Source organism: Planktothrix sp. PCC 11201, from assembly GCF_900009135.1.
GTDB lineage: Bacteria > Cyanobacteriota > Cyanobacteriia > Cyanobacteriales > Microcoleaceae > Planktothrix.
In genome coordinates this window covers 734,851-757,021 of record NZ_LT797701.1, presented here as the reverse complement: position 1 = coordinate 757,021, position 22,171 = coordinate 734,851, and the positions used below count along the sequence as shown (strand labels likewise).

Below are 22,171 nucleotides of genomic sequence, written 5' to 3'. Positions count from 1 at the left end.
GGATTCAAAGGTTAGTTTGGATTTAATCTAAAGCTGGAGGCGAGATATCCTCACCCTGATAAACCCTGAATTATTCAGGATTTAAACGTTTGCGTTTGGCTTTATAGCTACGAACTGTGGTGACAATTAAGGTGATAATGGTAATGGGAATTACAAAACCGATCATCACAAAATTAAACAGAGGAAGCTCAGAATGTTTGGAAGAATCGAGGATTAAATAGATGGCATAGGCAAAATAATATGCTAAAAAAAGTACACCTTCCCAACGGTCAATAGATTTGCCCGTATAAAAAATCGGGAAACAGGAAATTGCCACTGCAATCATCACCGGAATATCAAAATTTAAAGCTGCCGGGGAAACATTAATTCCTTCTGGGGAAATAGCAGAGGATAGTCCTAACACCGCCAGGATATTAAAAATATTGCTTCCAATGACATTCCCAACGGCAATATCCCGTTCTCCTTTAATTGTAGCCACAACAGAACTGGCTAATTCTGGCAGGGAAGTTCCTGCGGCTACAATAGTTAATCCGATGACTAATTCACTAACTCCAATAGCTCTAGCAATAGAAATTGAACTTTCAACCAACCAATTAGACCCTTGAACCAGTAACACTAATCCAATCACAATTAAACTAATATTAATCAGCCAGTTTTTGGGTGTATTTTCAACTATATTCTGGGATTCATCCGAGTCGGGTTCATCATTTTTTTGTTTCTTGGCTTCATAAATTAAAAACAGAGTATAAACAATTGCCCCAATAAATAAAATCGTGCCATCAACCCGACTAATTTTGCCATCACTGCCAAACATTAAGGTTAAAACAGATACGCCAATCATAATCGGAACATCTAACCGAATTAACTGATTGGCTACCATTAAAGGAGCAATTAAAGCCGAAATCCCTAATATGATTAACACATTAAAAATATTACTTCCAACTACATTTCCCAAGGCGATATCCGCTTGACCGACTAAACTTGATTGAATACTGACGGACATTTCTGGAGAACTGGTTCCATAAGCAACAATTGTTAGCCCCACAAGTAAGGAAGGAATTCCCAAAATTGAAGCAATGGTTGAAGCACCACGAACTAATAGTTCTGCTCCCAAAACCAGCAAGACTAAACCCGCTATCAGCAACAAAATCACGCTCAAGCTCATACAATAAAAATCCTTAACCGTTAAGACTGGGATTCTTTGTTTAGAATGAAATATCACAACCCCTTTTGTCAATTTATCATGGTTTTAATCGACTTTGTTATTGGGGGTGTGGTAAAATGGAGGGGTTGGGATTTCGGCCCCTATAAACCTAATTTGTTTAAACCATAAATTTTGAGGAATAAAACATGACTTATTCAGAAGATTTAACAACGTTGGTTGTTGTCGCTTACCCGGAACAAGAAAAAGCTAAAGAAGTTTTAAAAGAACTCAAGGAATTGCAAACACAAGGGATTATTTCCATTGTGAATGCTGCGGTCATGGTTAAGAATGAAAAAGGCAAAGTTGCTATTAGTGAAACTGGAGATACGGACGCGAAAGGGGGGGCAATTATTGGCGGGATTACGGCGGGATTAATTGCCCTGTTTAACCCGATTGGAGCTTTGGGAGTCATTGCTTTAACCGCAGGTGGGGCAGGAGTTGGAGCTTTAATTACTCATTTTATGGATTTAGGATTTCCCCAGGAAGATCTTAAAGAACTGTCGGAATCTTTAACCCCGGGAAGTTCGGCGATTATTGCCTTAGTTGAGCATACTTGGGTCGATAAATTAACGGAAACTTTAGAGGAGTATGCCGGAAAATTGTATAAACGTTCGATTAAATCGGATATTGCGTCTCAACTAGAAACAACGGCAAAAACCATCAGTGCTGAGGCTGAATCTACGCCCCCGGAAGCCTAATTAATCTCAATAAAAATAGGTGGAACTCTCCACCTATTTAATTTTTTGATTCAGAGCATTCTGGGAAATTTTTGTGATATAAATTGTAACAATTACCGTTATGATTAATCCTATTCCATAGAATAACCATTCTACCGTGGTACGCGATCGCCCTCCCATTCCTAACTGAGCTAAACTTCCGATTAAAGATCCCACATAAACATATAAAATTGTACCTGGTAACATCCCAATCCAAGAGGCTAGAAAATAATCTTTTAAGGAAATATTCGTCAGTCCAAAAGCATAATTAAGTAAATTAAACGGAAAAATTGGGGAAAGACGAGTTAGACCCACTATTTTCCATCCCTCTTGACTTACCGCTTGATCAATGGCTTTAAACTGTTCATGATTTTCTAGTTTTTTAGCAACCCAATTCCTGGCAAAATATCGTCCAATTAAAAAGGCAAAAGTAGCCCCAATCACCGAACCAATAGAAACATAAATTGAACCCCAAACTATCCCAAAAATAACGCCAGCGCCCAAGGTCAATAAAGAACCTGGAACAAATAATATTGTGGCTAAATTGTAGATAATAATAAAAGCAACTGGCCCCCAAAATCCCAAATTAGCAACCCAATCTAAGAGATTTTTTAATAAGTCTTGAACGCCCATTTTATTCTCCCAAGTCTTTAAAAGTATATCCCGGAGCAGGTTGGTCTTGAAAACTTCTTTGTGTCTTTGTGGTTAAATTTGGCTTTACCCTTGTTAAGATCAACTATAATTTCAAACTAAAGATCCCCCACAACTAGAACCACATCCGGCGGTACATCCATAACAATAGGGTGCTGTTTTTACGGTGTCAATTAAATCTAAATTATTAGCATCTAATAAATCACTAACGGTTAATAATTGTCCCGAAGCATTCCGGGCTGGAATATTTTCCATTTGGTTAAAGTCACAATCATAAATATAGCCTTGATAATCAATTGATAATTGATTTCGACACATTAAATTAGATACTGTTTTAGGATTATAGTTAGATTCTAAAAACTCCAAATAGGAAGATTCTAATTTTTTCTGCTGTAAATAAGATTTTGTGCGCCCGATGGGTAAATTGGTAATCGTTAATAGCTGATTAAAATGAATATCAAACTGTTGTTTTAAATAATCTTTATAGGTTTTTTCAAGTTGAGATTGTTCAGGGGGTAAGGTAAATTTTTCAGTCGTTGGTAAGGCGGGGTTATAAACCAAATCCAAGATTAATTCCGGTATTTTACCATAGCCCAAATGGTTTAACCCTTGGATGGCTTGAATGGAATCCTGATAGACACCATTTCCTCGCATTTTATCCACATTATTTTCTAAATAACAGGGCAAAGATGCAATAATTCTTAACTGATGATTGGCACAATATTCGGGTATATCTTCATAACCAGGGACAAAATAAAGGGTTAAATTAGACCTAACAATTACTTGTTTTTCAAGGTTTCTGGCTGCTTCGACTAAAGGTTTAAATCCATAATTCATTTCTGGAGCCCCTCCGGTTAAATCCACCGTTTGAATTTGGGGAAAACGATTAATTAATTCAATCAATTGTAAACTAATCTCTAGGTCTAGTTCTTCGGTACGTTTTGGCCCAGCTTCGACATGACAATGGTGACACGCTAAATTACACCGTTTTCCTAAATTAATTTGTAATATTGTAATCGGTTGTTTTGTGAGGGGAAAACCGAGTTTTTGTGAAAACGGGGTCAACGTTGTTTGAATCATAAGTTAAGTGGGGATTAACTGTAATATTTAGCTTGTGCTAATTTTAGCATAAGAATAGCGATACAATCTGATTGAAGACTCAATTTTTCATTTCAATGTTACCTTTCCTCACTCGTATCCCGTCTTTACATCCAGAATCAAAATTCTTAACAATCTGGGAATCATTACTGGTTTTTGTTACCCTATATAACTGTTTTATTATTCCCTTTCGGATGGCGTTTAATGCCATAATTTTTGATTTTTGGTTTCTGATAGATTGTCTGGCAGATTTTATTTTGATTTCAGATATTTTTTTAAGATTTCATATTGGCTATATTGATGAGGGAGAAGTCGTTAAAGATAAACAAAAAATTAGCTATTATTATCGCAATACAGACTTTAAATCTAATCTATTAGCGAGTTTACCGATCAATATATTTGTTCATTTATTTTTACCTAATACTTCTTTGTTTTTTATTGGATTATGTAGAATACCTAGGCTTTTAAGGTTTTCTCAATGTCTTTTGATATTTAGAAAATGGGATAATAATGTTTATTTTAATTCGGCTATTGTCCGAATGTTTGAGTTATTAATTGTTGTGTTTTTAATTGATCATTGGATAGCTTGTCTGTGGTTTCTTATTGGGAATATAACTGGACAATCGGGAGAATCTTGGCTACAAATTAATGATTTATATTTAGAAAATACAACAACACAATATTTGCATTCCTTATATTGGTCAATCACAACTTTAACAACGGTAGGTTATGGTGATATTACGCCTCAAAATAATGTCGAACTTATCTTTACATTTACAGTCATGTTTTTGGGTGTATCATTGTATGCCTTTATTATCGGGAATGTAGCGGCAATAATTGCTAATTTAGATGCTAGTAAAAACCGATTTCGAGATAAATTAGGTCAAATTCAATCCTATATGTGGGAAAGAAAAATCCCCCGCTCTTTACAAAAAAATGTTTTAGATTATTACCAATATATGTGGGAATATAATCGGGATGTTTCCATAGATTTTGATTTATTGGATGAACTTCCTCACTCTATTAAAACCCAAATGTATTGTTATCTCTATCAAGAACTTTTAGAAAAAGTTCCACTATTTCAAAATGCTGAACCCGGTTTTATTGAAGACTTAGTAATTAAATTAAAACCCAGAATTCTCCCCCCTAATGACTATGTAATTCGGGAAGAACAAATGGGTCATGAAATGTACTTTGTCAAACGGGGAAAATTACAAGCCTTTTCTGAAAAAACCGGAAAAGTTTATACCATTATGGTGGCGGGTTCATTTTTTGGTGAAATTGCCTTACTTTATAATAGTCCTCGTACTGCTTCGGTGAAAACCTTAACTTACTGTGAGTTATTTGTTTTGTACAAGGAAGATTTCGATAAAGTCCTAGAAAATTATCCAAAATTCTCAGAAAAAGTTAAACAAATTGCCCAAAAACGGTATCAGTCCCGGGAATAATTTTGATCCAGTGATTAGCCCCATCAATGAGATAAAAAATGCTAATCACTGATCATTTATCGATTGATTGGCTGTTCCAATTGTGCTGGATGTCCGGTAATATTAAATCTCTGCATTAAATACAAAACCCCCGCCGCCATAAACACCCCAAAAACCAACCCAATTACCGTTAAAATAATAAACGAACGTTGAATAATTTCTACGGTTCTAGGGTCATGTTTTATCCCTTTAACATCTTCGATTTCTTCAGAAACTTCACTGGGTTCGGGTTGGGGAAAGTGCAGTTTATTGGCGTTGCCATTTTGATGAAACGGGTCGGGATTATTGGAAGGAAAATTCATAATCGAATCCAAAATGATTTAAACCGTTAACTCATTCTATTATAGAGATACTCGAACTTGCAGAATTTGTTCCCTTGTAACCATGACTGTTCTTTCCGCCGAACTAAAACACCGTTTATCCACACCCCTGAAAATTGGCACTGTAGAAGTCAACAGTCGTGTCCTCCAATCCCCCCTATCCGGTGTCACCGATTTGGTTTTTCGGCGTTTAGTGCGTCGCTACGCCCCTGATTCCATGATGTACACTGAAATGGTTCATGCCAGCGAAGTTTGTCATGTGCGGGGACTTCCAAAAATCATGGAAGTTGACCCCAACGAACGGCCAATTAGTATTCAATTATTCGACTGTCGCCCCGATTTTTTAGCCGAAGCTGCCCAAAAAGCCGTCCAGGAAGGAGCCGATACTATTGATATTAATATGGGTTGTCCTGTTAATAAAATTACTAAAAATGGCGGCGGGTCTTCGTTATTGCGACAACCGGAAATGGCGGAAACTATTATTCGGTCAGTGGTGGCGGCGGTGGATGTGCCTGTCACCGTAAAAACTCGGATTGGTTGGAGTGATGAAGAAATCACGATTTTAGATTTTGCCCGTAGAATCCAGGATGCGGGAGCAAAAATGATTACTATTCACGCCCGCACCCGCGCCCAGGGTTATCACGGTCAGGCAAAATGGGATTGGATTCGACAGGTTAAGGAACAGTTAAGGATTCCCGTGATTGCCAATGGCGATATTTTTTCTGTAGAAACGGCGATTCAATGTTTACAAGAAACCGGGGCTGATGGGGTGATGTGTTCCCGGGGAACTCTGGGTTATCCGTTTTTAGTGGGAGAAATTGACTATTTTTTGAAAACGGGAGAATTTAAAACCCTTCCCTCCGTAATTGAACGGTTGCAATGTGCAAAAGAACACCTACAAGCGTTGTGGGAATATAAGGGTGAACGGGGGATTTATCAATCTCGAAAACATTTAACCTGGTATGCCAAAGGGTTTCCTGGGGCCCATGAATTGCGGGATCATTTGGCCAGAATTGAAACCGTTGCTCAGGGATGGGAATTATTAGATGATGCCATAAATCAGTTATCCCGGAACAGTTTTGTGGCTTAGAAAACTTTAGAATTAGAACAGCGTTGATCTCTTTCAATCTTTGACTTGGGTTTGAAATCCCCCTAAATCCCCCTAAAAAGGGGGACTTTGAAGTCCGGTTTCCCTCCTTAAAAAAGGATAACTTTTAACTCCGGTTCCCCCTTTTCTAAGGGGGGTTAGGGGGGATCAACATAATTGTTAGTAACTTAGGACAAATCATGGAAACATTAAAAGGACGGGATTTTTTAAGTTTGGCGGATGTTAGTATTGAGGAACTCTATTTTTTATTAGATTTGGCGACCAAATTAAAATCAGGAATGGTTAAATTGCGTCGTAATAAAGTATTAGGATTAATATTTTCTAAGGCTTCAACCCGAACCCGGGTTAGTTTTACCGTTGCTATGTATCAATTGGGGGGTCAAGTGATTGATTTAAACCCGAATGTTACCCAGGTAAGTCGCGGAGAACCATTAATAGATACGGCTAGGGTATTAGATCGATATTTAGATATTACGGCTATTCGTACCTTTGAACAAAAGGATTTAGAAACCTTTGCTAATTATGCCGAAATTCCGGTAATTAATGCGTTAACAGATTGGGAACATCCCTGTCAAGTATTAGCGGATTTAATGACAGTTAAAGAATGTTTTGGCACCTTAGAAGGTTTGACTTTAAGTTATTTTGGCGATGGGGCTAATAATATGGCGCATTCTTTATTGTTAGGCTGTGCCATGGTGGGAATGAATGTTAGAATTGCTACCCCGGCTAACTATTTACCCAATGCAGATATTGTTGAACAAGCTAAAGATATTGCTCAGGGAAAAACCGAGGTAATTGTTACCGAAGATCCTATTAAAGCGGCAAAAGATGCAAATGTTGTTTATACCGATGTTTGGGCAAGTATGGGACAGGAAGAAGAAGCCCGAGCTAGAATTCCTCTGTTTCAACCCTATCAAGTGAATACTAAATTAATGGAAAAAACCGCCGATAATTCGATTGTTTTACATTGTTTACCCGCCCATCGGGATGAAGAAATTACCGATGAAGTTATTGAGGGATCTCGTTCAAAAGTTTGGGATGAAGCGGAAAACAGAATGCACGTTCAAAAGGCATTATTAGCCGTATTATTAGGGGATGATTAACCTTTAGATCCTAAGAAATAAGCGATCGCTTACTTCTTCAATCCCCCCTTCTCAATCGGGGGTTGGGGGGATCTCCACCCTTATTACCCGAAAAATATCCCCCCTAGCCCATTAAAAAGGGGGGAACAAGATGTTAAGATAAATTTGTGTTAAAGAGGGCGATCGCTTTTTGATTGCAGTTATGGCACTCATCTCCGAAGCTGATTACTTTCTCTCCCCAACTACGCAAAAGCAGAATATAATACAATCGGTAAAAGCGATCATCTTAAAGAGATCCAAACCATGAAAGTTATTTCCTTGTCCGCACATTTTGATGGGCAGTCTATTCAGCTAGATGAACCCTACAAGTTTGAACCAAACACAAAACTTATTATCACAATTCTCCCGGAACAATCAGCAGAATACGAAGCCTGGTTGTACCTGTCAAAGCATCAACTAAACAATGCTTATAGTCAGGATGACGAGTATCCACTGGATGCAATTAAAATAGCAAATCCTGACTATGAAGGAAGCTGATATTGTTCTAACCCCAATTCCCCAAACTGACGGGAAAATCAAGAATCGTCCAGTCATCCTACTCAGGGAATTACCCCCTTATAAAGATTTCTTAGTCTGTGGTGTTAGTACCCAACTACATCAACAAGTGCAGGGTTTTGACGATATTATTTCTCCTTCTGACCCAGATTTTGCGGCTAGTGGTTTACCGGAAATTTTGGGTTTAAAGCCCCTAAGTTCCACTTAGGCTTTTTATTCTATTTTAGTGTATACTAAAGAAGTGATCGTGAGCAACAAAAGCATGAAAGCCAGATATCGTTATAGATGCTATCCAACACCTTCCCAAAAATTGGCATTAGCCAAATTATTTGGTTGTGTGCGGGTAGTGTGGAACGATACACTGGCTTTTTGTATTTCTGAGTACAAAGGAGGTAAAAAGAAGCCCAAAAATGCTGAACTTCAGAAACAATTCATCACCCAAGCTAAGAAACTAGAAGAACGGGAATGGTTATCGGAAGTTTCAGCAATTCCCCTGCAACAATCGTTAAACAACCTAGAACAAGCCTATCAAAATTTCTTCAATTCCTGTAAAGGAACACGGAAAGGTCAACGGGTTAAACCTCCAAAATTCAAGAAACGAAAATCACAACAGTCTGCCCATTTCACTAAGTTGGGATTTTCCTTTAAAGGCGAGAAAGTTTATCTCGCTAAAATTGGTAAGATTGATGTAGTTTGGTCAAGGCAACTACCCTCTGAACCCAGTTCGGTCACAATTATTAAAGACAGTGCTGATCGATATTTCCTGAGTTTTGTAGTGGAAATTCAACCCGAAATATTGCCACAATCCGAAAACTCAGTTGCCATTGATTTGGGAATAACCACCTTTGCCACATTAAGTAATGGGCAAAAAATAAAAGCCCCTAAACCGCTAAAACAGCGAATTAAGAAGCTTCGTAAATTTTCTAAGCAATTGTCTCGGAAAACCAAGGGGTCTAAGCGTTATGAAAAAGCCAGAAAAAGATTAGCTAAGATTCACGCTAAAGTTTCTGATACCCGTACCGATTTCCTACATAAGTTATCTACACAGATTGTTCGTGAAAACCAAACAATAGTCTTGGAAGATTTGAATGTGTCAGGGATGATTAAGAACCGGAAATTATCAAGAGCTATTTCTGATTTAGGATGGAGAAGTTTTAGAACTTTCCTAGAAGCTAAATCGGAAAAATATGGTAGAGATTTCCGAGTGATAGACCGATGGGAGCCTACGTCAAAGACTTGCTCTTGTTGTGGATTTAAAATCGGTAAATTAGATTTGTCTGTAAGAAATTGGATTTGTTTGAATTGTGGCACTTCTCATGATCGAGATGTTAATGCTGCAATTAATATTAAAGTCGCCGGAGGGATGCACGGAGACTTTAAACGGACGTGGAGAGAAGGTTAGACTTTCCAAGGAAAGCGCATCTCGGCGAAGCGTCAACCCACCAGCATTTCAACAGCTATCAATTTTTGATTTGTTGAAATAGATGGAATCCCCATCCGTTTACGGCGGGGCGGATGTCAAGCTCTCAATCTTTGATTCGGTTAGGTTTTCTTGCTGTATTGCCTCGTAATCAAATTATCGGTTCTATTTGAGCTATTTCATCAGAGCGACATCGACACTTACTCAAAACTCTGAGTGATTATCTTGTGAATTAGAGAAAGGGGCAATTGCTTTTGTCAGCAATGTTTTTGTACAGGATAGCGATCGCTGTTTATTCTCTAATTATAAATACTAGCTTTGCTTTTCCTTTCACCGCATAAAGTTTTTCTAGGTTCTATTCTAAACCTGCGTAAGTGGTTGTTGGTTCCTCCGTTGATTCTGCTATGGTGCTTGGAGGTTTTTCTAAGAAAATAATCGGCTTTTGAGTGGGATCAATTCGGTTCCCCTGTTCCTGCATAATACTTTTAGTTTGCTGGGGATCAAAATAGCGAGTAAATTCTTCCCTTTCTTTGGTCACTCTTTCTTCTGTGATTTTCACCTCAGCTCGAATATCCTGAAGTTTTTCTGAGGCAGAACGATGTTGGGGCAAAATCTGAATTAAGGCAGAGAGGGCAAACGCAGATAAAATCAGATTGACACCTAACTTGACGGTTGTTTCCACCGTAAGTAGACCGGGGTTATGAATCGGTCGGCGCTTGGAGGTTCGACGCGCACGGGGACGGCGAGAAGGGGAAACGGGTGGAATAATTTGGGGAACAGGTCGAATCGCAGACATGATCTTTTCACTAACGTCACAACGCACGGAACACCAACAGTAGTAGCGGGTTTTAGCTTTCCCTAAAACGGGTAAAGAATTAACATCCGATGCAGATCCCTATAAAAAACTGTCCCGACACCTTTACCGAGTTAACACACAATACTTTATCCCATTTGGGGTTAATTGTCTGCTATTTGGGTTATTTTTGTCGAGACAGATTTAGAAATTGACCAGTTACCAGTGAATTTTCACTAATAAGTTCGAAATTTTCTATTTATACAGTTCGGTCGCCAAACGGAAGGCCAAAATTCCAGGGATCAAGGCAACAACCAGGGCAATATACACCTGAGTATCTGTTAATGCCATTCTTGAATAGCTCCTTCATAAATTGAGATAATCGTTAACCAATGTCAACTAATTTGGGCATTTTGGGAAGGGTATCGTAACAAAAAGTTGAAAAGCGAAGGGTTTTGACAGTTAATGCTTGACTGTTGTTAATAACCGAGGACACCCTGCCTCCCCTGCTCCCCCTACTCCCCCTGCCCCCCATCCTGAGCAATCGGCGACAAAGATGGCAAACTCTAATATAATCAAAAATTAGGACACTATAGGAATCATCAATCGTTAATGTTAGATCTTGATAACGTTCTTGAATTTTCTCGAAATATAGAGTTAAATCTTCTCGTATTACTGCCGATTTTAATTGCCCTAGAAGCAGTATTATCAGCTGATAATGCTATTGCTCTTGCTTCTATTTCCTGTGGATTGGAAGATCCAAAACTTCAAAACAAAGCTTTAAATATTGGTTTATTTTTAGCTTTTATTTTACGAATTATCTTGATCATTACTGCAACTTGGGTGATTAAGTATTGGCAGTTTGAATTATTAGGAGCTTTATATTTACTTTGGTTAGTATTTCGATATTTTTTCAATAAAAGTCAGGAAGATGATTCAGAAAAAGTATTGCGTTATAAGTCTTTTTGGCAAGTTCTCCCCCTGATTGCCGTAACGGATCTGGCTTTTTCTCTTGATAGTGTCACTGCCGCGATTGCCATTTCAGATCGAGCTTGGCTAGTAATTACAGGGGCAACCATCGGAATTATTATTTTGCGATTTATGGCGAGTTTATTTATTAAGTGGTTAAAGGAATATGTCTATTTAGAAACTGCTGGATATTTAACCGTTGGTTTAGTGGGGTTACGATTATTAATGCGGGTGATTGATTCGGCTTTAGTCCCGCCGGAATGGTTAATGGTTGTTCTCACTCTGAGTTTATTTGCTTGGGGATTTTCCCAACGAGTTGCGGATGCCCCGAATAATAGTTAATCGTTAACGGTTAACCGATAATTGTTAACCGCTAACACCATTAAAACTACTCAACTAACCAAGGTTTAATCGTCGATTCCCAGTTGGCTAATTCAGCATCGGTAAACCAGAGACTAATTTCCCGTTGTGCGGTTTCAATGGCATCGGAACCATGGATAATATTACGGCCAATACTAATCGCAAAATCTCCCCGAATTGTACCCGGTTCGGCGGTTAAGGGGTTGGTTGCTCCAATAATTCTCCGGGCAGAAGCTACAACGCCATCCCCTTCCCAGACCATGGCTACTAAGGGGCCGGAGGTAATAAAAGACACTAAATCCTTGAAAAAAGGTCTTTCTTTGTGGATATCATAGTGGCGTTCGGCTAACTCCTGGCTGGCAATCACCAACTTTAAACCAATCAGGGTAAAGCCTTTGGCTTCAAAGCGCCCAATAATTTCTCCCACCAGTCCACGCTGGACGCCATCGGGTTTAATTGCAATAAATGTCCGTTCCAAGGGAATCTCCTTAACTGTGATTCAAGTTCACAATTTAGATTACCGTATCCTTGGTAACAGATGGCTGGTCAAGATTAACTTAAACCGCTACACTGTCTGATGGTTGCTCAACGGCAAGGATAGAAAAAGATGGATGTCAATGCACTCGCCCCTAAAACCCAGACACCCGAGGTGACAATGGAGTCCCCCCAGGTGACGGTGAAAAAGACCTGGACAATTGAAGATAGCGAAAAACTCTATCGGATTCAGGGATGGGGTGATCCTTATTTTTCGATTAATGCTGTGGGTAATATTACGGTTTCCCCGAAAGCGAACCGAGGGGGATCTTTAGATTTATTAAAATTAGTCGAATCTCTGAAAAGTCGCAATATTGAATTACCTTTATTAATTCGTTTTCCTGATATTCTTGAAGACCGAATTGAACGATTAAATGCTTGTTTTGCTAAGGCGATCGCCCGTTATAGTTATCCGGGGGTTTATCGGGGGGTTTATCCGGTTAAATGTAATCAAGAACGACATTTACTGGAAGATTTAGTCCGGTTTGGTCAGCCCTATAATTTTGGTTTAGAAGCGGGTTCAAAGCCAGAATTACTCATCGCTTTAGCATTACTAAAAAATCCTGAATCCCTATTAATTTGTAATGGTTATAAAGATCAAGAATATATTGATACTGCCCTATTGGCTCAACGCTTGGGACAGACGGCAATTATTGTTTTAGAACAAATTGAAGAAGTGAATTTAGTCATCGCTGCGAGTCAACAATTAGGCATTCGTCCGATTGTGGGAGTGCGGGCTAAATTAAGTACCAGGGGGATGGGACGTTGGGGCGGTTCAACGGGCGATCGGGCTAAATTTGGCCTAACTATTCCTGAAATTATGGAAGTGGTTGAAAAGCTGAAAAAAGCCGAAATGTTAGATAGTTTGCAACTGTTACATTTTCATATTGGTTCTCAAATTTCTTCGATTAGTGTGATTAAAGATGCCCTACAAGAAGCCAGTCAAATTTATGTGGAATTGGCGAAAATAGGGGCAAATATGAAATATTTGGATGTGGGGGGCGGTTTAGGTGTCGATTATGATGGGTCTAAAACCAATTTCCACGCCTCTAAAAACTACAATATGCAGAATTATGCTAATGATGTTGTTGCCGAGGTTAAAGAAGCCTGTGAGGAGCGAAAATTACCGGTTCCCACATTAATTAGTGAAAGTGGACGGGCGATCGCTTCCCATCAATCTGTTTTAGTATTTGATGTGTTAGGAAGTAGTGATATTCCGATGGATGAACCCCCGGCTATTGCTGAAAAAGATCATCTAATTTTAAGGAATTTGGATGACACTTATCAATCTATTAATGAGGATAATTACCAAGAAGCCTATCACGATGCTACTCAATTTAAGGGGGAAGCGATTAGTTTATTTGGGTTTGGTTATTTAAGTTTAAGCGATCGCGCTAAAGCTGAAAAAATTCACTGGGCCTGTTGTCGAAAAATCCTAGAAATTGTTAGAAATTCCGATTATATTCCCGATGAATTAGAAGACTTGGAAAAGATTATGGCTTCAATTTATTATGTCAATCTTTCCGTCTTCAAATCCGCCCCTGATACTTGGGCGATTGATCAATTATTCCCCATAATGCCGATTCATCGATTAGATGAAGAACCGACAAAACGGGCAACTTTAGCGGATTTAACCTGTGATAGTGATGGCAAAATTGATCAGTTTATTGATTTACGAGATGTGAAATACGTTTTAGAATTACATTCTTTAGAACAGAGTGACGATTTATCTCAAAATCCCAATGAAAAACAACCCTATTATTTGGGAATGTTTTTAGCGGGTGCCTATCAAGAAATTATGGGAAATCTACATAATTTATTTGGGGATACGAATGTTGTTCATATTAAACTTACTCCTCAAGGATATCAAATTGAATCCGTGATTAAAGGAGATACTATGCACGAAGTTTTGGGTTATGTTCATTATGATACGGAGGATTTAATTGAAAGTATTCGTCGCCAGACCGAACAAGCATTAGAACACAGTCGGATTAGTTTAGAAGAAGCTCAACTGCTATTACAAAACTATGAACGCAGTTTGCGACGTTATACTTATCTGCATTAATTTCACGAAAAGATAGTATTTTCAGATATTGGGACTTGTCTTAATACTTCTGGATTAATGGGACTTTGAATATTTGGCATTGATGCAAACTTTTAACTGTTCGGCTAAAACTTGAACATGAGGTTCTGCCATAATAGTGATATGATTACCCAATACATAATGAATATCTACTGGTTCCGTAGAAAATTCACTCCAGCCTAAAGATAAATCCTGTGAACATTCAGAAACTAACTCACTATTGGGATCTTCTGGCAAATCTTCGTTAGCGCGTAGAATTGTAAGTTGACCCGGATAAATCTGTTCTGGTAAATAATCAACCAGACATAAACAGCTAGTTTTATAGGCTTGTACGATATTTTCCAGTTCGGTAGTTTCGGCATGGGGAGGCAACATATTAGCCATTTTAAAATAGGTTAAAACATATTTTAATTGTTCCTCCACAGCTAAAGGTTGCAGGGTATTGTAGGAAATATCTACATTCTTGTCTAAATAAACTTCTATACCTTTGCTAACTTCAGCTAACCATCTTGCATGATCCCAATTAATATAATCAATCAGCATTTGCTTATCTTTATAGGTCGGTGCTGAAGAATCAATAATTGCTACCAAAGCAACCTCCTGTCCCAGTTTTTGCAACTGTTGAGCCATTTCAAACGCGACGTTTCCTCCATAGGAATGTCCGCCCAAAAAGTAGGGGCCTTGGGGCTGAAAATCTTGGATAGCTTTAATATAAATACTAGCTATATCTTCAATGCTAGTAATCGATCCTAATTCCCGATACAGATCATTTTCAAAACTGTATAAGGGTTGATCTGCTGCTGCCAAATAACGTCCTAAATGATATAAATAAAATGGTCGTCCCCCCGCTCCTGGAACACAAAAGAAAGGTGGATTTGAACCATTAGGTTGAATAGCGACTAAACAGGACTGATGATTGTGATCTGAATCTGTTTGGATAATTGTTGCTAACTGTTCAATAGTTGGATTTTGAAAAAGCGTAGTTAACGGAATATCTTTGTTAAATTGCTGTTTAATTTCGGTCATTAAATAGGGAGCCAAAAGGGAATGACCACCTAGATCAAAAAAGTTATCCTGCACACCAATTTTGTCAATTTTTATCACTTTTGACCAGATTTGCACCAATTTTAATTCTAATTGGTTCCGCGCTTCAATAAATCTCTCTGAATCACTGGTATTATCAGGAGCTTTCAAAGCTCTGCGATCAACTTTGCCGTTGGCAGTTAGGGGCAAAGACTCCAGAATCACAAAAGCACTGGGAATCATGTAGCTAGGCAGTTTATGGGTAAGAAACTGACGCAAATCCCTAGTTGTTGGTGTCATATCAGGTTGTGGTACAACATAAGCGACTAGGCGTTTATCCCCAGGATGATCTTCCCTGATAATCACACAAGCTACTTTAACAACCTCATTCTGACTCAGTACGGCTTCGATTTCCCCCAACTCAATCCGAAAGCCCCGAATTTTCACCTGATGATCAATCCGTCCAATATACTCAATATTCCCATCGGGTAAATATCGGCCTAAATCCCCGGTTTTATATAGTTTACTAGCCCCGGCTTTGACCCCCCCTAGCCCCCCCTTACCAAGGGGGGGAAAATTGCTCTTTAGCCCCCCCTCGGTAATGGGGGGGAAATTGCTGTTTAGTTCTCCCTTGGTAATCGGGGGGAAATTGCTGTTTAGTTCTCTCTTGGTAATCGGAGGGAAATTACTCTTGAGCCCCCCATTAGTAAGGGGGGGTTGGGGGGGGTCAAAGGAGTCAAGGGGAGAGCCAAAGGGATTAGAAATAAACTTCTCTTGTGTCAATTCCGGGCGGTTAAGATAGCCCCGGGCTACCCCCGCCCCACCAATATGCAATTCCCCCGGAACACCAATGGGCACGGGCTGTAAGTGCGAGTCTAAAATATAAACCTGGACATTAGAAATCGGACGACCAATGGTGACTTTTGAATCAAAAGCACTAAATTTTGCCACCGTTGCACAGACACTGGCCTCCGTTGGCCCATAGGCGTTAAAGAAATTTCGTCCCACTGACCATTGTTTGACCAGTTCGGGAGCACAGGCTTCCCCTGCAACAATAATAGTTTGTAAAGTAAGTAAATTTTCTAAGGGCAGAACTGCTAAGGCAGACGGTGGGAGAGTAATATGGGTAATGCCATACGCTTGTAATCGCTCCATTAAAGGTGTACCCGGCATCAGAGCGTCTTTAGTTCCCAGGTAAAGTGTAGCTCCAGATCCCAGTGCCATCAAGATTTCCGAGATACAAGCATCAAAACTGAAGGAGGCAAACTGGAGAACGCGACTATTAGAGTTCAAGCTAAAAGCCTGAATTTGAGCTTGAGCTAAGTTATACAAGCCTTGATGTTCCACCATCACCCCTTTGGGTTTACCCGTGGAGCCAGAAGTGTAAATCACATTAGCTAAATTAGAAGCTGTTACGGCTGTAGTCAGATTTTCCTGGGGATTTTGGCTAATTTCTTCCCAGAGTTTGTCTAAAAAGACGGATTTTGCTTGATGTTGCGGTAACTTCTCAATTAGTGTTTGTTCGGTTAGTAGTAACGCCACTTGACTGTCTTCCAACATAAAGCTCAGACGCTCCATGGGATACTCCGGGTCAAGGGGTACATAAGCTCCCCCCGCCTTGAGAATTCCTAATAATACCACTATCATTAAGGGCGATCGGTCTACACAAATACCGACAAGCTGATCGGCTCCCACACCCAAAGACCGTAAATAATGGGCTAACTGATTAGCCCGACTATTCAATTGAGCGTAGGTCAACTGTTGATTTTCAAAGACCACCGCCACCGATGACGGGGTAAGTTGTGCCTGTTTTTCAAATAACTGGTGAATACACTTGTTATAGGGATAATCGGCTTCTGTATTGTTCCACGCTTCTAATAATTGCTGGCGATCGCCCGGATTCAGTAAGGGTAGTAGGGCCACCGATTGCTGGGGATTCTCAACAATTGCTGCTAACAAAGTCTGGAAATGTTCCATCATCCGGGAGATGGTCTCAGGATCAAATAAATCACGGTTGTAAGAGCAGTAGCCACTTAATCCATCGGGTAAATCCCATAGATAGACCTCCAGGTCAACCCGCACCGAATCTAGTCCCGATGCCATATCTTCAACTTTGACCCCGGGCAAATCCCAGGCGGAATCGGGAGCATTCTGGAGAGCAAAGACAATTTGTACTAAAGGATTACGATCCAAATGTCGTTCTAATTGCAATTCTTCGACTAACATCTCGAAGGGCAAATCCTGATGGTCATAGGCGTTTTGGGTAGTTTGTCGTACCTGGGCCAGAAAAGCCTCAAAACTTGGTTCCTTGGACAGATCAAACCTTAAAGCCAGAGTATTGACAAAAAAGCCAATTAATCCCTCAATGTCTGTACGGTTACGATTAGCGATCGGTGAGCCAACCACCAGATCCGTTTGTCCACTATAGCGAGACAGTAAGACGGCAAAACCCGCCAACAAAGTCATAAACAGGGTAGTGCCAGACTTTTGACTCAGCTGTTTAAGTTGTTGTGTAAGCTGATTATCGAGTTGCAGTCGCTCCGTAGCGCCTCGAAAACTCTGTATAGCTGGACGGGGGCGGTCTGTGGGGAGTTGGTGCAGAAGTGGCACTCCGGTTAACTGTTGTTCCCAGTAACTTAATTGACGCTCTAATATCTCATTTGTCAACCACTGGCGTTGCCATACCGCAAAGTCGGCATATTGTATTGGTAGAGGGGGTAAATCGGCTACTGTTTCTGTGGAGAAACTTCGATAATAGGCTGATAATTCACTGATTAAAACCCCCAACGACCAACCATCCGCCGCGATATGGTGAATGGCTAATAACAGGACATACTCGTTGTTTGCCACTTGCCATAATTTGACTCGCAAAACGGAACCATTGGCTAAATCGAAGGGTTCACAGACGGCTGCTGTTAACAGAGTTTCTAATTGTTGTCCAGGCTGAATATTAACGACAGGCAATGTGAAATTTATACTAGGAGCGATCGCCTGGATGGGTTTATTATCCTTGAGTTTAAACTGAGTCCGTAGAGGTTCATGGCGTTGGACAAGGGTTTTAAAAGCCTGTTCTAAGGCTTTTATATTGAGATCGCCTACCAAACGTAGGGTTAAATCAATGGTGTAGGCTCCACTTTCTCCCTCTAATTGATTCACAAACCACAGACGTTCCTGCGCCCAGGATAGGGGAATATCTTGGTCTCGATCAACAGGCACAATCGCCGGAACCTTTAGACCTAATCCAGTTTGCAATTCATCTAAAATTATATTACTTAACTGAGAAATTTTTGGATATTCAAACAGATAACGTAACGGCAAGGCAATATCAAAAGCCTGTTGACAGCGAGAAATAACTTGGGTAGCTAACAGAGAATGACCTCCTATTTCAAAGAAGTTATCTTCAATGCTGACCCGTTCTAATTTCAGGACTTCAGACCAAATCTGGGCTAGTTTTTCTTCAATGGGATTACGGGGAGCCAGATATTCACCTTGGCCCTGGGAATCGGGGGCGGGTAGGGCGGCGCGATCAATTTTGCCATTGGGAGTCAAAGGTAGAGCTTCGAGCATCACAAAAGCACTGGGAATCATGTAATCGGGCAATTTAGCCTTGAGGAATTGACGTATTACATCTATTTCCAGCGTTACCTCTGGTTTTGGGACAACATAAGCGACTAGACGTTTATCCCCTGGTGTATCTTCCCTGACAATCACACAAGCTGATTGGACACCAACCTGTTGACTCAGTATGGCTTCGATTTCCCCCAACTCAATCCGAAAGCCCCGTATTTTCACCTGATGATCAATACGTCCAATATACTCAATATTCCCATCGGGTAAATATCGAGCTAAATCCCCGGTTTTATATAGTTTACTAGCCCCGGCTTTGACCCCCCCTAGCCCCCCCTTACCAAGGGGGATTTTCCCCCCCTTGGTAAGATTGCTCTTTAGCCCCCCATTAGTAAGGGGGGGTTGGGGGGGTTCAAAGGAGTCAAGGGGAGAGCCAAAGGGATTAGAAATAAATTTCTCTTGTGTCAATTCCGGTCGGTTAAGATAGCCCCGGGCTAACCCAGCCCCGCCAATATGTAATTCTCCTGGTACACCTACAGGAACTGGTTGCAAATAATTATCTAAAATGTAAACTTGGGTATTAGCGATCGCCTTCCCAATGGGAATTGACTTTATAGTGGTCTCAAGTTGTCTAGGAATAGGATAACAACAAGTAAAAGTTGTACTTTCTGTCGGGCCATATCCATTAATGATTTGCGTAAATGGTAGGGCTTCCAGGGCTTTCTGAACATGAGCAACCGAAAGCACTTCTCCACCAATTAGTAGCTGTTTAATTCCTGATAATGCTTGGGGGTGATCATCAATTATGGCGTTAAATAAAGCCGCCGTCAGCCATAAAATAGTAATCCCATGTTGCTCTATTTCATCCCTGAGACCATTCGCTGTAGGCATATTTCCCGGGAAAAGAACACATCTACCCCCATGCAATAAAGCTCCCCAAATCTCAAAGGTGGAAGCATCAAACGCCATAGTTGCTATTTGTAGAAATCTTTGTTTGGCATCGAGATTAACGTAATTTACGCCAAACAAAAGACGATTAACGCTACGATGAACAATTTCAACGCCTTTGGGTTTACCCGTAGAACCAGAGGTATAAATTATGTATGCTAGGTTATCCGCAGAAACCGTAATATTAAGATGATCTTGACTTTGCTGGTTAATGGTCTCCCAATCTTTATCTAAACAGATGACACGGGCTGGATGGGTTGGAAAAGAAGAAACCAAAGACTCCTGAGTTAACAGGACTTTTACCTGAGTATCCGTCAGCATAAAGCTTAGACGTTCTTGGGGATAATCTGGATCGAGGGGTACATAGGCTCCACCCGCCTTGAGAATACCCAATAATCCTATAATCATTTCTAAAGAACGTTCCACACAAATCCCGACCAAGCTGTCAATTTCTACTCCTAAAGATTTTAGGTAATGGGATAATTGATTAGCGCGATTATTCAATTGTTGGTAAGTCAGTTGTTGATTTTCAAATACTACTGCTACGGCATCGGGTGTGAGTTCTGCCTGTTTTTCAAATAACTGATGAATACACTGATCTTGGGGATATTCGGTTGGAGTTTGGTGACTTTCAATTAATAATTGATCCCGCTCGGTTTGACTCAATAAAGGCAACTCAAAAATTCCGATTCTGGGATTAACTGCGATCGCTTCTAATAAAGTTTGAAAATGCCCACCCATCCGTGTAATCGTGCCCTGAGCAAATAAATCCGTGCTATAACACCAAACCGCTTCCAGACAGTCGGAAACTTCCCAGAAGTTCACTTCCAGGTCAAATCTGGCTTGAATATCAATAGATAAAGGCAAATTTTGGATACTTAAACCCGACAATTTGCTATCGGATTGAGGGGTATTTTGGAGAGAAAATATCACCTGTACTAGAGGATTCCGGCTCAAATCCCGGTCTAGCTGCAACTTTTCCACCAACATCTCAAAGGGCAAATCCTGATGAGCGTAGGCTGCTAGAGTTGTTTGCTTCACCCGTGCTAATAAGTCCAGAAAGCTAGGGTTTCCAGAGAGATCGCCCCTTAAAGCTAGGGTATTCGCAAAAAATCCCATCAGTTGCTCGATGGCGGAACTATTGCGGTTGGCGATCGGAGAACCAATAACAATATCTAACTGACGACTATAACGAGAAATTAAGACGAAAAAAGCTGCCAATAGGGTCATAAACAGAGTTGCCCCTGACTCCTGGCTCAACTGCTTGAGCCGTTGGCTTAAGGCTCGATCAAGTCGAAAAACCTCACCATTACCTCGGAAACTCTGAACTGCGGGGCGGGGATAATCTGTTGGGAGTTCTAAAACGGTCGGTGTCCCGGCTAACTGTTCCCGCCAGTAGTTGAGTTGTCGGTCGAGGACTTCACCCGTTAACCATTGACGTTGCCAAACCGCAAAATCAGCGTACTGGATCGGCAATTCCGCCAGGGGAGAGGGTAAACCTTGAACAAAAGACTCATATAAACAAGATAGTTCGCGAAAAAAGATACTCAAAGACCAGCCATCATAGATAATGTGGTGCATCTTCAACAGCAGTACATACTCCTCGGAACTCAGTTGAAGGAGTGTAAATTGTACCAATGATTCCCCAGCGAGATCTAAAGGTTTTAAGGAAGTTGCGATCGCCACTTCTCGAAGACGCTCGGTTTGTTCCTCCGTCGATAACCCCTGTAAATCCTGAATCGGCAAAGTTACTATTGAGGGGGGAGCAATTCGCTGAATTGGTTTTCCTTCTACCATGGGAAAAGTAGTTCTTAAAACCTCATGACGGCGAATCAATTCAGTTAGACTTTTTTCCAATGCTACCAGATTTAAGGGGCCTGCTAACCGCAAAGCTTCTAAGAGATTATAGGAATGACTATCGGGTGAAAGTTGGTGCAGAAACCAGAGTCGCTGTTGAGCAAAGGAAAGGGGTAAATCCCGATCCCGTGAAACCGGAATAATCGCTAATTCAACAGCACTGGAAGGTTTTTTGGCGTCTTTTAAAAATTCCAGAATTTCAGCTTTTCTTGTCCCTATTTCTGCTTTAATTTCCGGTGTCATTGCGCCCTTGGGAGCATGATAGCGTAACTTATCTTCCTCAAGCCAAAGTTTAATTTCTAAACCATTCAAATAAGATAAAAATTCTAATACTTTCACTGGCAAATTACCTTTTTAATTAGTNATGAAATGGGGAATGGGAAATGGGGAATGGGG

At 40.3% G+C, this 22,171-nt stretch carries 17 protein-coding genes; 9 read left to right on the top strand and 8 right to left on the bottom strand.

Features of this window, described 5'->3' with window-relative positions:
* Window positions 1–70: 70 nt before the first annotated feature.
* Complete coding sequence (locus PL11201_RS13525; RefSeq protein ID WP_079679359.1) at window positions 71–1,165, bottom strand: calcium/sodium antiporter; 1,095 nt, start codon at window positions 1,163–1,165, stop codon at window positions 71–73.
* Between the two features lie 185 nt (window positions 1,166–1,350).
* Here PL11201_RS13525 and PL11201_RS13520 point away from each other — a divergent pair, with 185 nt between their 5' ends.
* Window positions 1,351–1,902, top strand: coding sequence for a DUF1269 domain-containing protein (locus tag PL11201_RS13520; RefSeq protein ID WP_079679358.1), 552 nt, complete (start codon window positions 1,351–1,353; stop codon window positions 1,900–1,902).
* Between the two features lie 33 nt (window positions 1,903–1,935).
* On the opposite strand, the gene PL11201_RS13515 is transcribed toward PL11201_RS13520, so the two are convergent.
* Both PL11201_RS13515 and arsS read right to left on the bottom strand, forming a co-directional pair.
* Window positions 1,936–2,553, bottom strand: a complete 618-nt coding sequence (locus tag PL11201_RS13515; protein WP_079679357.1) for a TVP38/TMEM64 family protein — start codon at window positions 2,551–2,553, stop codon at window positions 1,936–1,938.
* A gap of 111 nt (window positions 2,554–2,664) precedes the next feature.
* The gene (gene arsS / locus PL11201_RS13510; protein ID WP_079679356.1) at window positions 2,665–3,651 is read right to left on the bottom strand and encodes an arsenosugar biosynthesis radical SAM (seleno)protein ArsS; all 987 of its coding nucleotides are present in this window, start codon (window positions 3,649–3,651) and stop codon (window positions 2,665–2,667) included.
* A gap of 95 nt (window positions 3,652–3,746) precedes the next feature.
* Between arsS and PL11201_RS13505 the strand changes: the two genes are divergently transcribed.
* Complete coding sequence (locus PL11201_RS13505) at window positions 3,747–5,117, top strand: ion transporter (protein WP_079679355.1); 1,371 nt, start codon at window positions 3,747–3,749, stop codon at window positions 5,115–5,117.
* A 56-nt stretch (window positions 5,118–5,173) separates the two neighbouring features.
* On the opposite strand, the gene PL11201_RS13500 is transcribed toward PL11201_RS13505, so the two are convergent.
* A complete protein-coding gene (locus PL11201_RS13500; RefSeq protein ID WP_079679354.1) occupies window positions 5,174–5,458 on the bottom strand; it encodes a hypothetical protein in 285 nt (94 codons plus the stop codon).
* Window positions 5,459–5,540: 82 nt separating this feature from the next.
* Between PL11201_RS13500 and dusB the strand changes: the two genes are divergently transcribed.
* The 5 genes from dusB to PL11201_RS13475 all read left to right on the top strand — a co-directional run bounded on the left by dusB (window position 5,541) and on the right by PL11201_RS13475 (window position 9,623).
* Window positions 5,541–6,566 (top strand): tRNA dihydrouridine synthase DusB, encoded by a 1,026-nt coding sequence (gene dusB, locus PL11201_RS13495; protein WP_079679353.1) that lies wholly within the window; start codon window positions 5,541–5,543, stop codon window positions 6,564–6,566.
* 197 nt (window positions 6,567–6,763) lie between these two features.
* On the top strand, window positions 6,764–7,687 hold the full coding sequence (gene argF / locus PL11201_RS13490; protein ID WP_079679352.1) for an ornithine carbamoyltransferase: 924 nt from the start codon (window positions 6,764–6,766) through the stop codon (window positions 7,685–7,687).
* 282 nt (window positions 7,688–7,969) lie between these two features.
* Window positions 7,970–8,203: a hypothetical protein gene (locus PL11201_RS13485; RefSeq protein WP_079679351.1), complete on the top strand. Its 234-nt coding sequence runs from the start codon at window positions 7,970–7,972 to the stop codon at window positions 8,201–8,203.
* The gene (locus tag PL11201_RS13480) at window positions 8,190–8,429 is read left to right on the top strand and encodes a hypothetical protein (RefSeq protein WP_200816765.1); all 240 of its coding nucleotides are present in this window, start codon (window positions 8,190–8,192) and stop codon (window positions 8,427–8,429) included. Before PL11201_RS13485 ends, PL11201_RS13480 begins: the two co-directional genes overlap by 14 nt.
* A gap of 54 nt (window positions 8,430–8,483) precedes the next feature.
* Window positions 8,484–9,623, top strand: coding sequence for an RNA-guided endonuclease InsQ/TnpB family protein (locus PL11201_RS13475; RefSeq protein ID WP_200816764.1), 1,140 nt, complete (start codon window positions 8,484–8,486; stop codon window positions 9,621–9,623).
* 373 nt (window positions 9,624–9,996) lie between these two features.
* Here the strand turns inward: PL11201_RS13475 and PL11201_RS13470 are convergent, their stop codons facing one another.
* Complete coding sequence (locus PL11201_RS13470; RefSeq protein WP_079679350.1) at window positions 9,997–10,437, bottom strand: slr1601 family putative cell division protein; 441 nt, start codon at window positions 10,435–10,437, stop codon at window positions 9,997–9,999.
* A gap of 252 nt (window positions 10,438–10,689) precedes the next feature.
* Window positions 10,690–10,785 carry a photosystem I reaction center subunit XII gene (gene psaM, locus PL11201_RS13465; RefSeq protein WP_026788242.1) on the bottom strand — a complete coding sequence of 32 codons (96 nt, stop codon included), beginning with the start codon at window positions 10,783–10,785 and terminating at the stop codon, window positions 10,690–10,692.
* A gap of 261 nt (window positions 10,786–11,046) precedes the next feature.
* Between psaM and PL11201_RS13460 the strand changes: the two genes are divergently transcribed.
* Entirely contained in the window at window positions 11,047–11,745 is a 699-nt protein-coding gene (locus PL11201_RS13460; RefSeq protein WP_079679349.1) for a TerC family protein, read from the top strand.
* A gap of 46 nt (window positions 11,746–11,791) precedes the next feature.
* Here PL11201_RS13460 and ndk read toward each other — a convergent pair whose 3' ends face one another.
* Window positions 11,792–12,241, bottom strand: a complete 450-nt coding sequence (ndk, locus tag PL11201_RS13455) for a nucleoside-diphosphate kinase (protein WP_079679348.1) — start codon at window positions 12,239–12,241, stop codon at window positions 11,792–11,794.
* Window positions 12,242–12,370: 129 nt separating this feature from the next.
* Between ndk and speA the strand changes: the two genes are divergently transcribed.
* Entirely contained in the window at window positions 12,371–14,362 is a 1,992-nt protein-coding gene (speA, locus tag PL11201_RS13450) for a biosynthetic arginine decarboxylase (RefSeq protein ID WP_079679347.1), read from the top strand.
* Window positions 14,363–14,416: 54 nt separating this feature from the next.
* Here the strand turns inward: speA and PL11201_RS13445 are convergent, their stop codons facing one another.
* A complete protein-coding gene (locus PL11201_RS13445) occupies window positions 14,417–22,114 on the bottom strand; it encodes a non-ribosomal peptide synthetase (RefSeq protein WP_079679345.1) in 7,698 nt (2,565 codons plus the stop codon).
* Window positions 22,115–22,171 lie beyond the last annotated feature (57 nt).

What these genes read in the sequence shown, in the direction of transcription:
- PL11201_RS13525 (WP_079679359.1), bottom strand. Translation starts at nt 1,165, where the DNA reads ATGAGCTTGAGCGTGATTTTGTTGCTGATAGCGGGTTTAGTCTTGCTG.
- PL11201_RS13520 (WP_079679358.1), top strand. Translation starts at nt 1,351, where the DNA reads ATGACTTATTCAGAAGATTTAACAACGTTGGTTGTTGTCGCTTACCCG.
- PL11201_RS13515 (WP_079679357.1), bottom strand. Translation starts at nt 2,553, where the DNA reads ATGGGCGTTCAAGACTTATTAAAAAATCTCTTAGATTGGGTTGCTAAT.
- arsS (WP_079679356.1), bottom strand. Translation starts at nt 3,651, where the DNA reads ATGATTCAAACAACGTTGACCCCGTTTTCACAAAAACTCGGTTTTCCC.
- PL11201_RS13505 (WP_079679355.1), top strand. Translation starts at nt 3,747, where the DNA reads ATGTTACCTTTCCTCACTCGTATCCCGTCTTTACATCCAGAATCAAAA.
- PL11201_RS13500 (WP_079679354.1), bottom strand. Translation starts at nt 5,458, where the DNA reads ATGAATTTTCCTTCCAATAATCCCGACCCGTTTCATCAAAATGGCAAC.
- dusB (WP_079679353.1), top strand. Translation starts at nt 5,541, where the DNA reads ATGACTGTTCTTTCCGCCGAACTAAAACACCGTTTATCCACACCCCTG.
- argF (WP_079679352.1), top strand. Translation starts at nt 6,764, where the DNA reads ATGGAAACATTAAAAGGACGGGATTTTTTAAGTTTGGCGGATGTTAGT.
- PL11201_RS13485 (WP_079679351.1), top strand. Translation starts at nt 7,970, where the DNA reads ATGAAAGTTATTTCCTTGTCCGCACATTTTGATGGGCAGTCTATTCAG.
- PL11201_RS13480 (WP_200816765.1), top strand. Translation starts at nt 8,190, where the DNA reads ATGAAGGAAGCTGATATTGTTCTAACCCCAATTCCCCAAACTGACGGG.
- PL11201_RS13475 (WP_200816764.1), top strand. Translation starts at nt 8,484, where the DNA reads ATGAAAGCCAGATATCGTTATAGATGCTATCCAACACCTTCCCAAAAA.
- PL11201_RS13470 (WP_079679350.1), bottom strand. Translation starts at nt 10,437, where the DNA reads ATGTCTGCGATTCGACCTGTTCCCCAAATTATTCCACCCGTTTCCCCT.
- psaM (WP_026788242.1), bottom strand. Translation starts at nt 10,785, where the DNA reads ATGGCATTAACAGATACTCAGGTGTATATTGCCCTGGTTGTTGCCTTG.
- PL11201_RS13460 (WP_079679349.1), top strand. Translation starts at nt 11,047, where the DNA reads ATGTTAGATCTTGATAACGTTCTTGAATTTTCTCGAAATATAGAGTTA.
- speA (WP_079679347.1), top strand. Translation starts at nt 12,371, where the DNA reads ATGGATGTCAATGCACTCGCCCCTAAAACCCAGACACCCGAGGTGACA.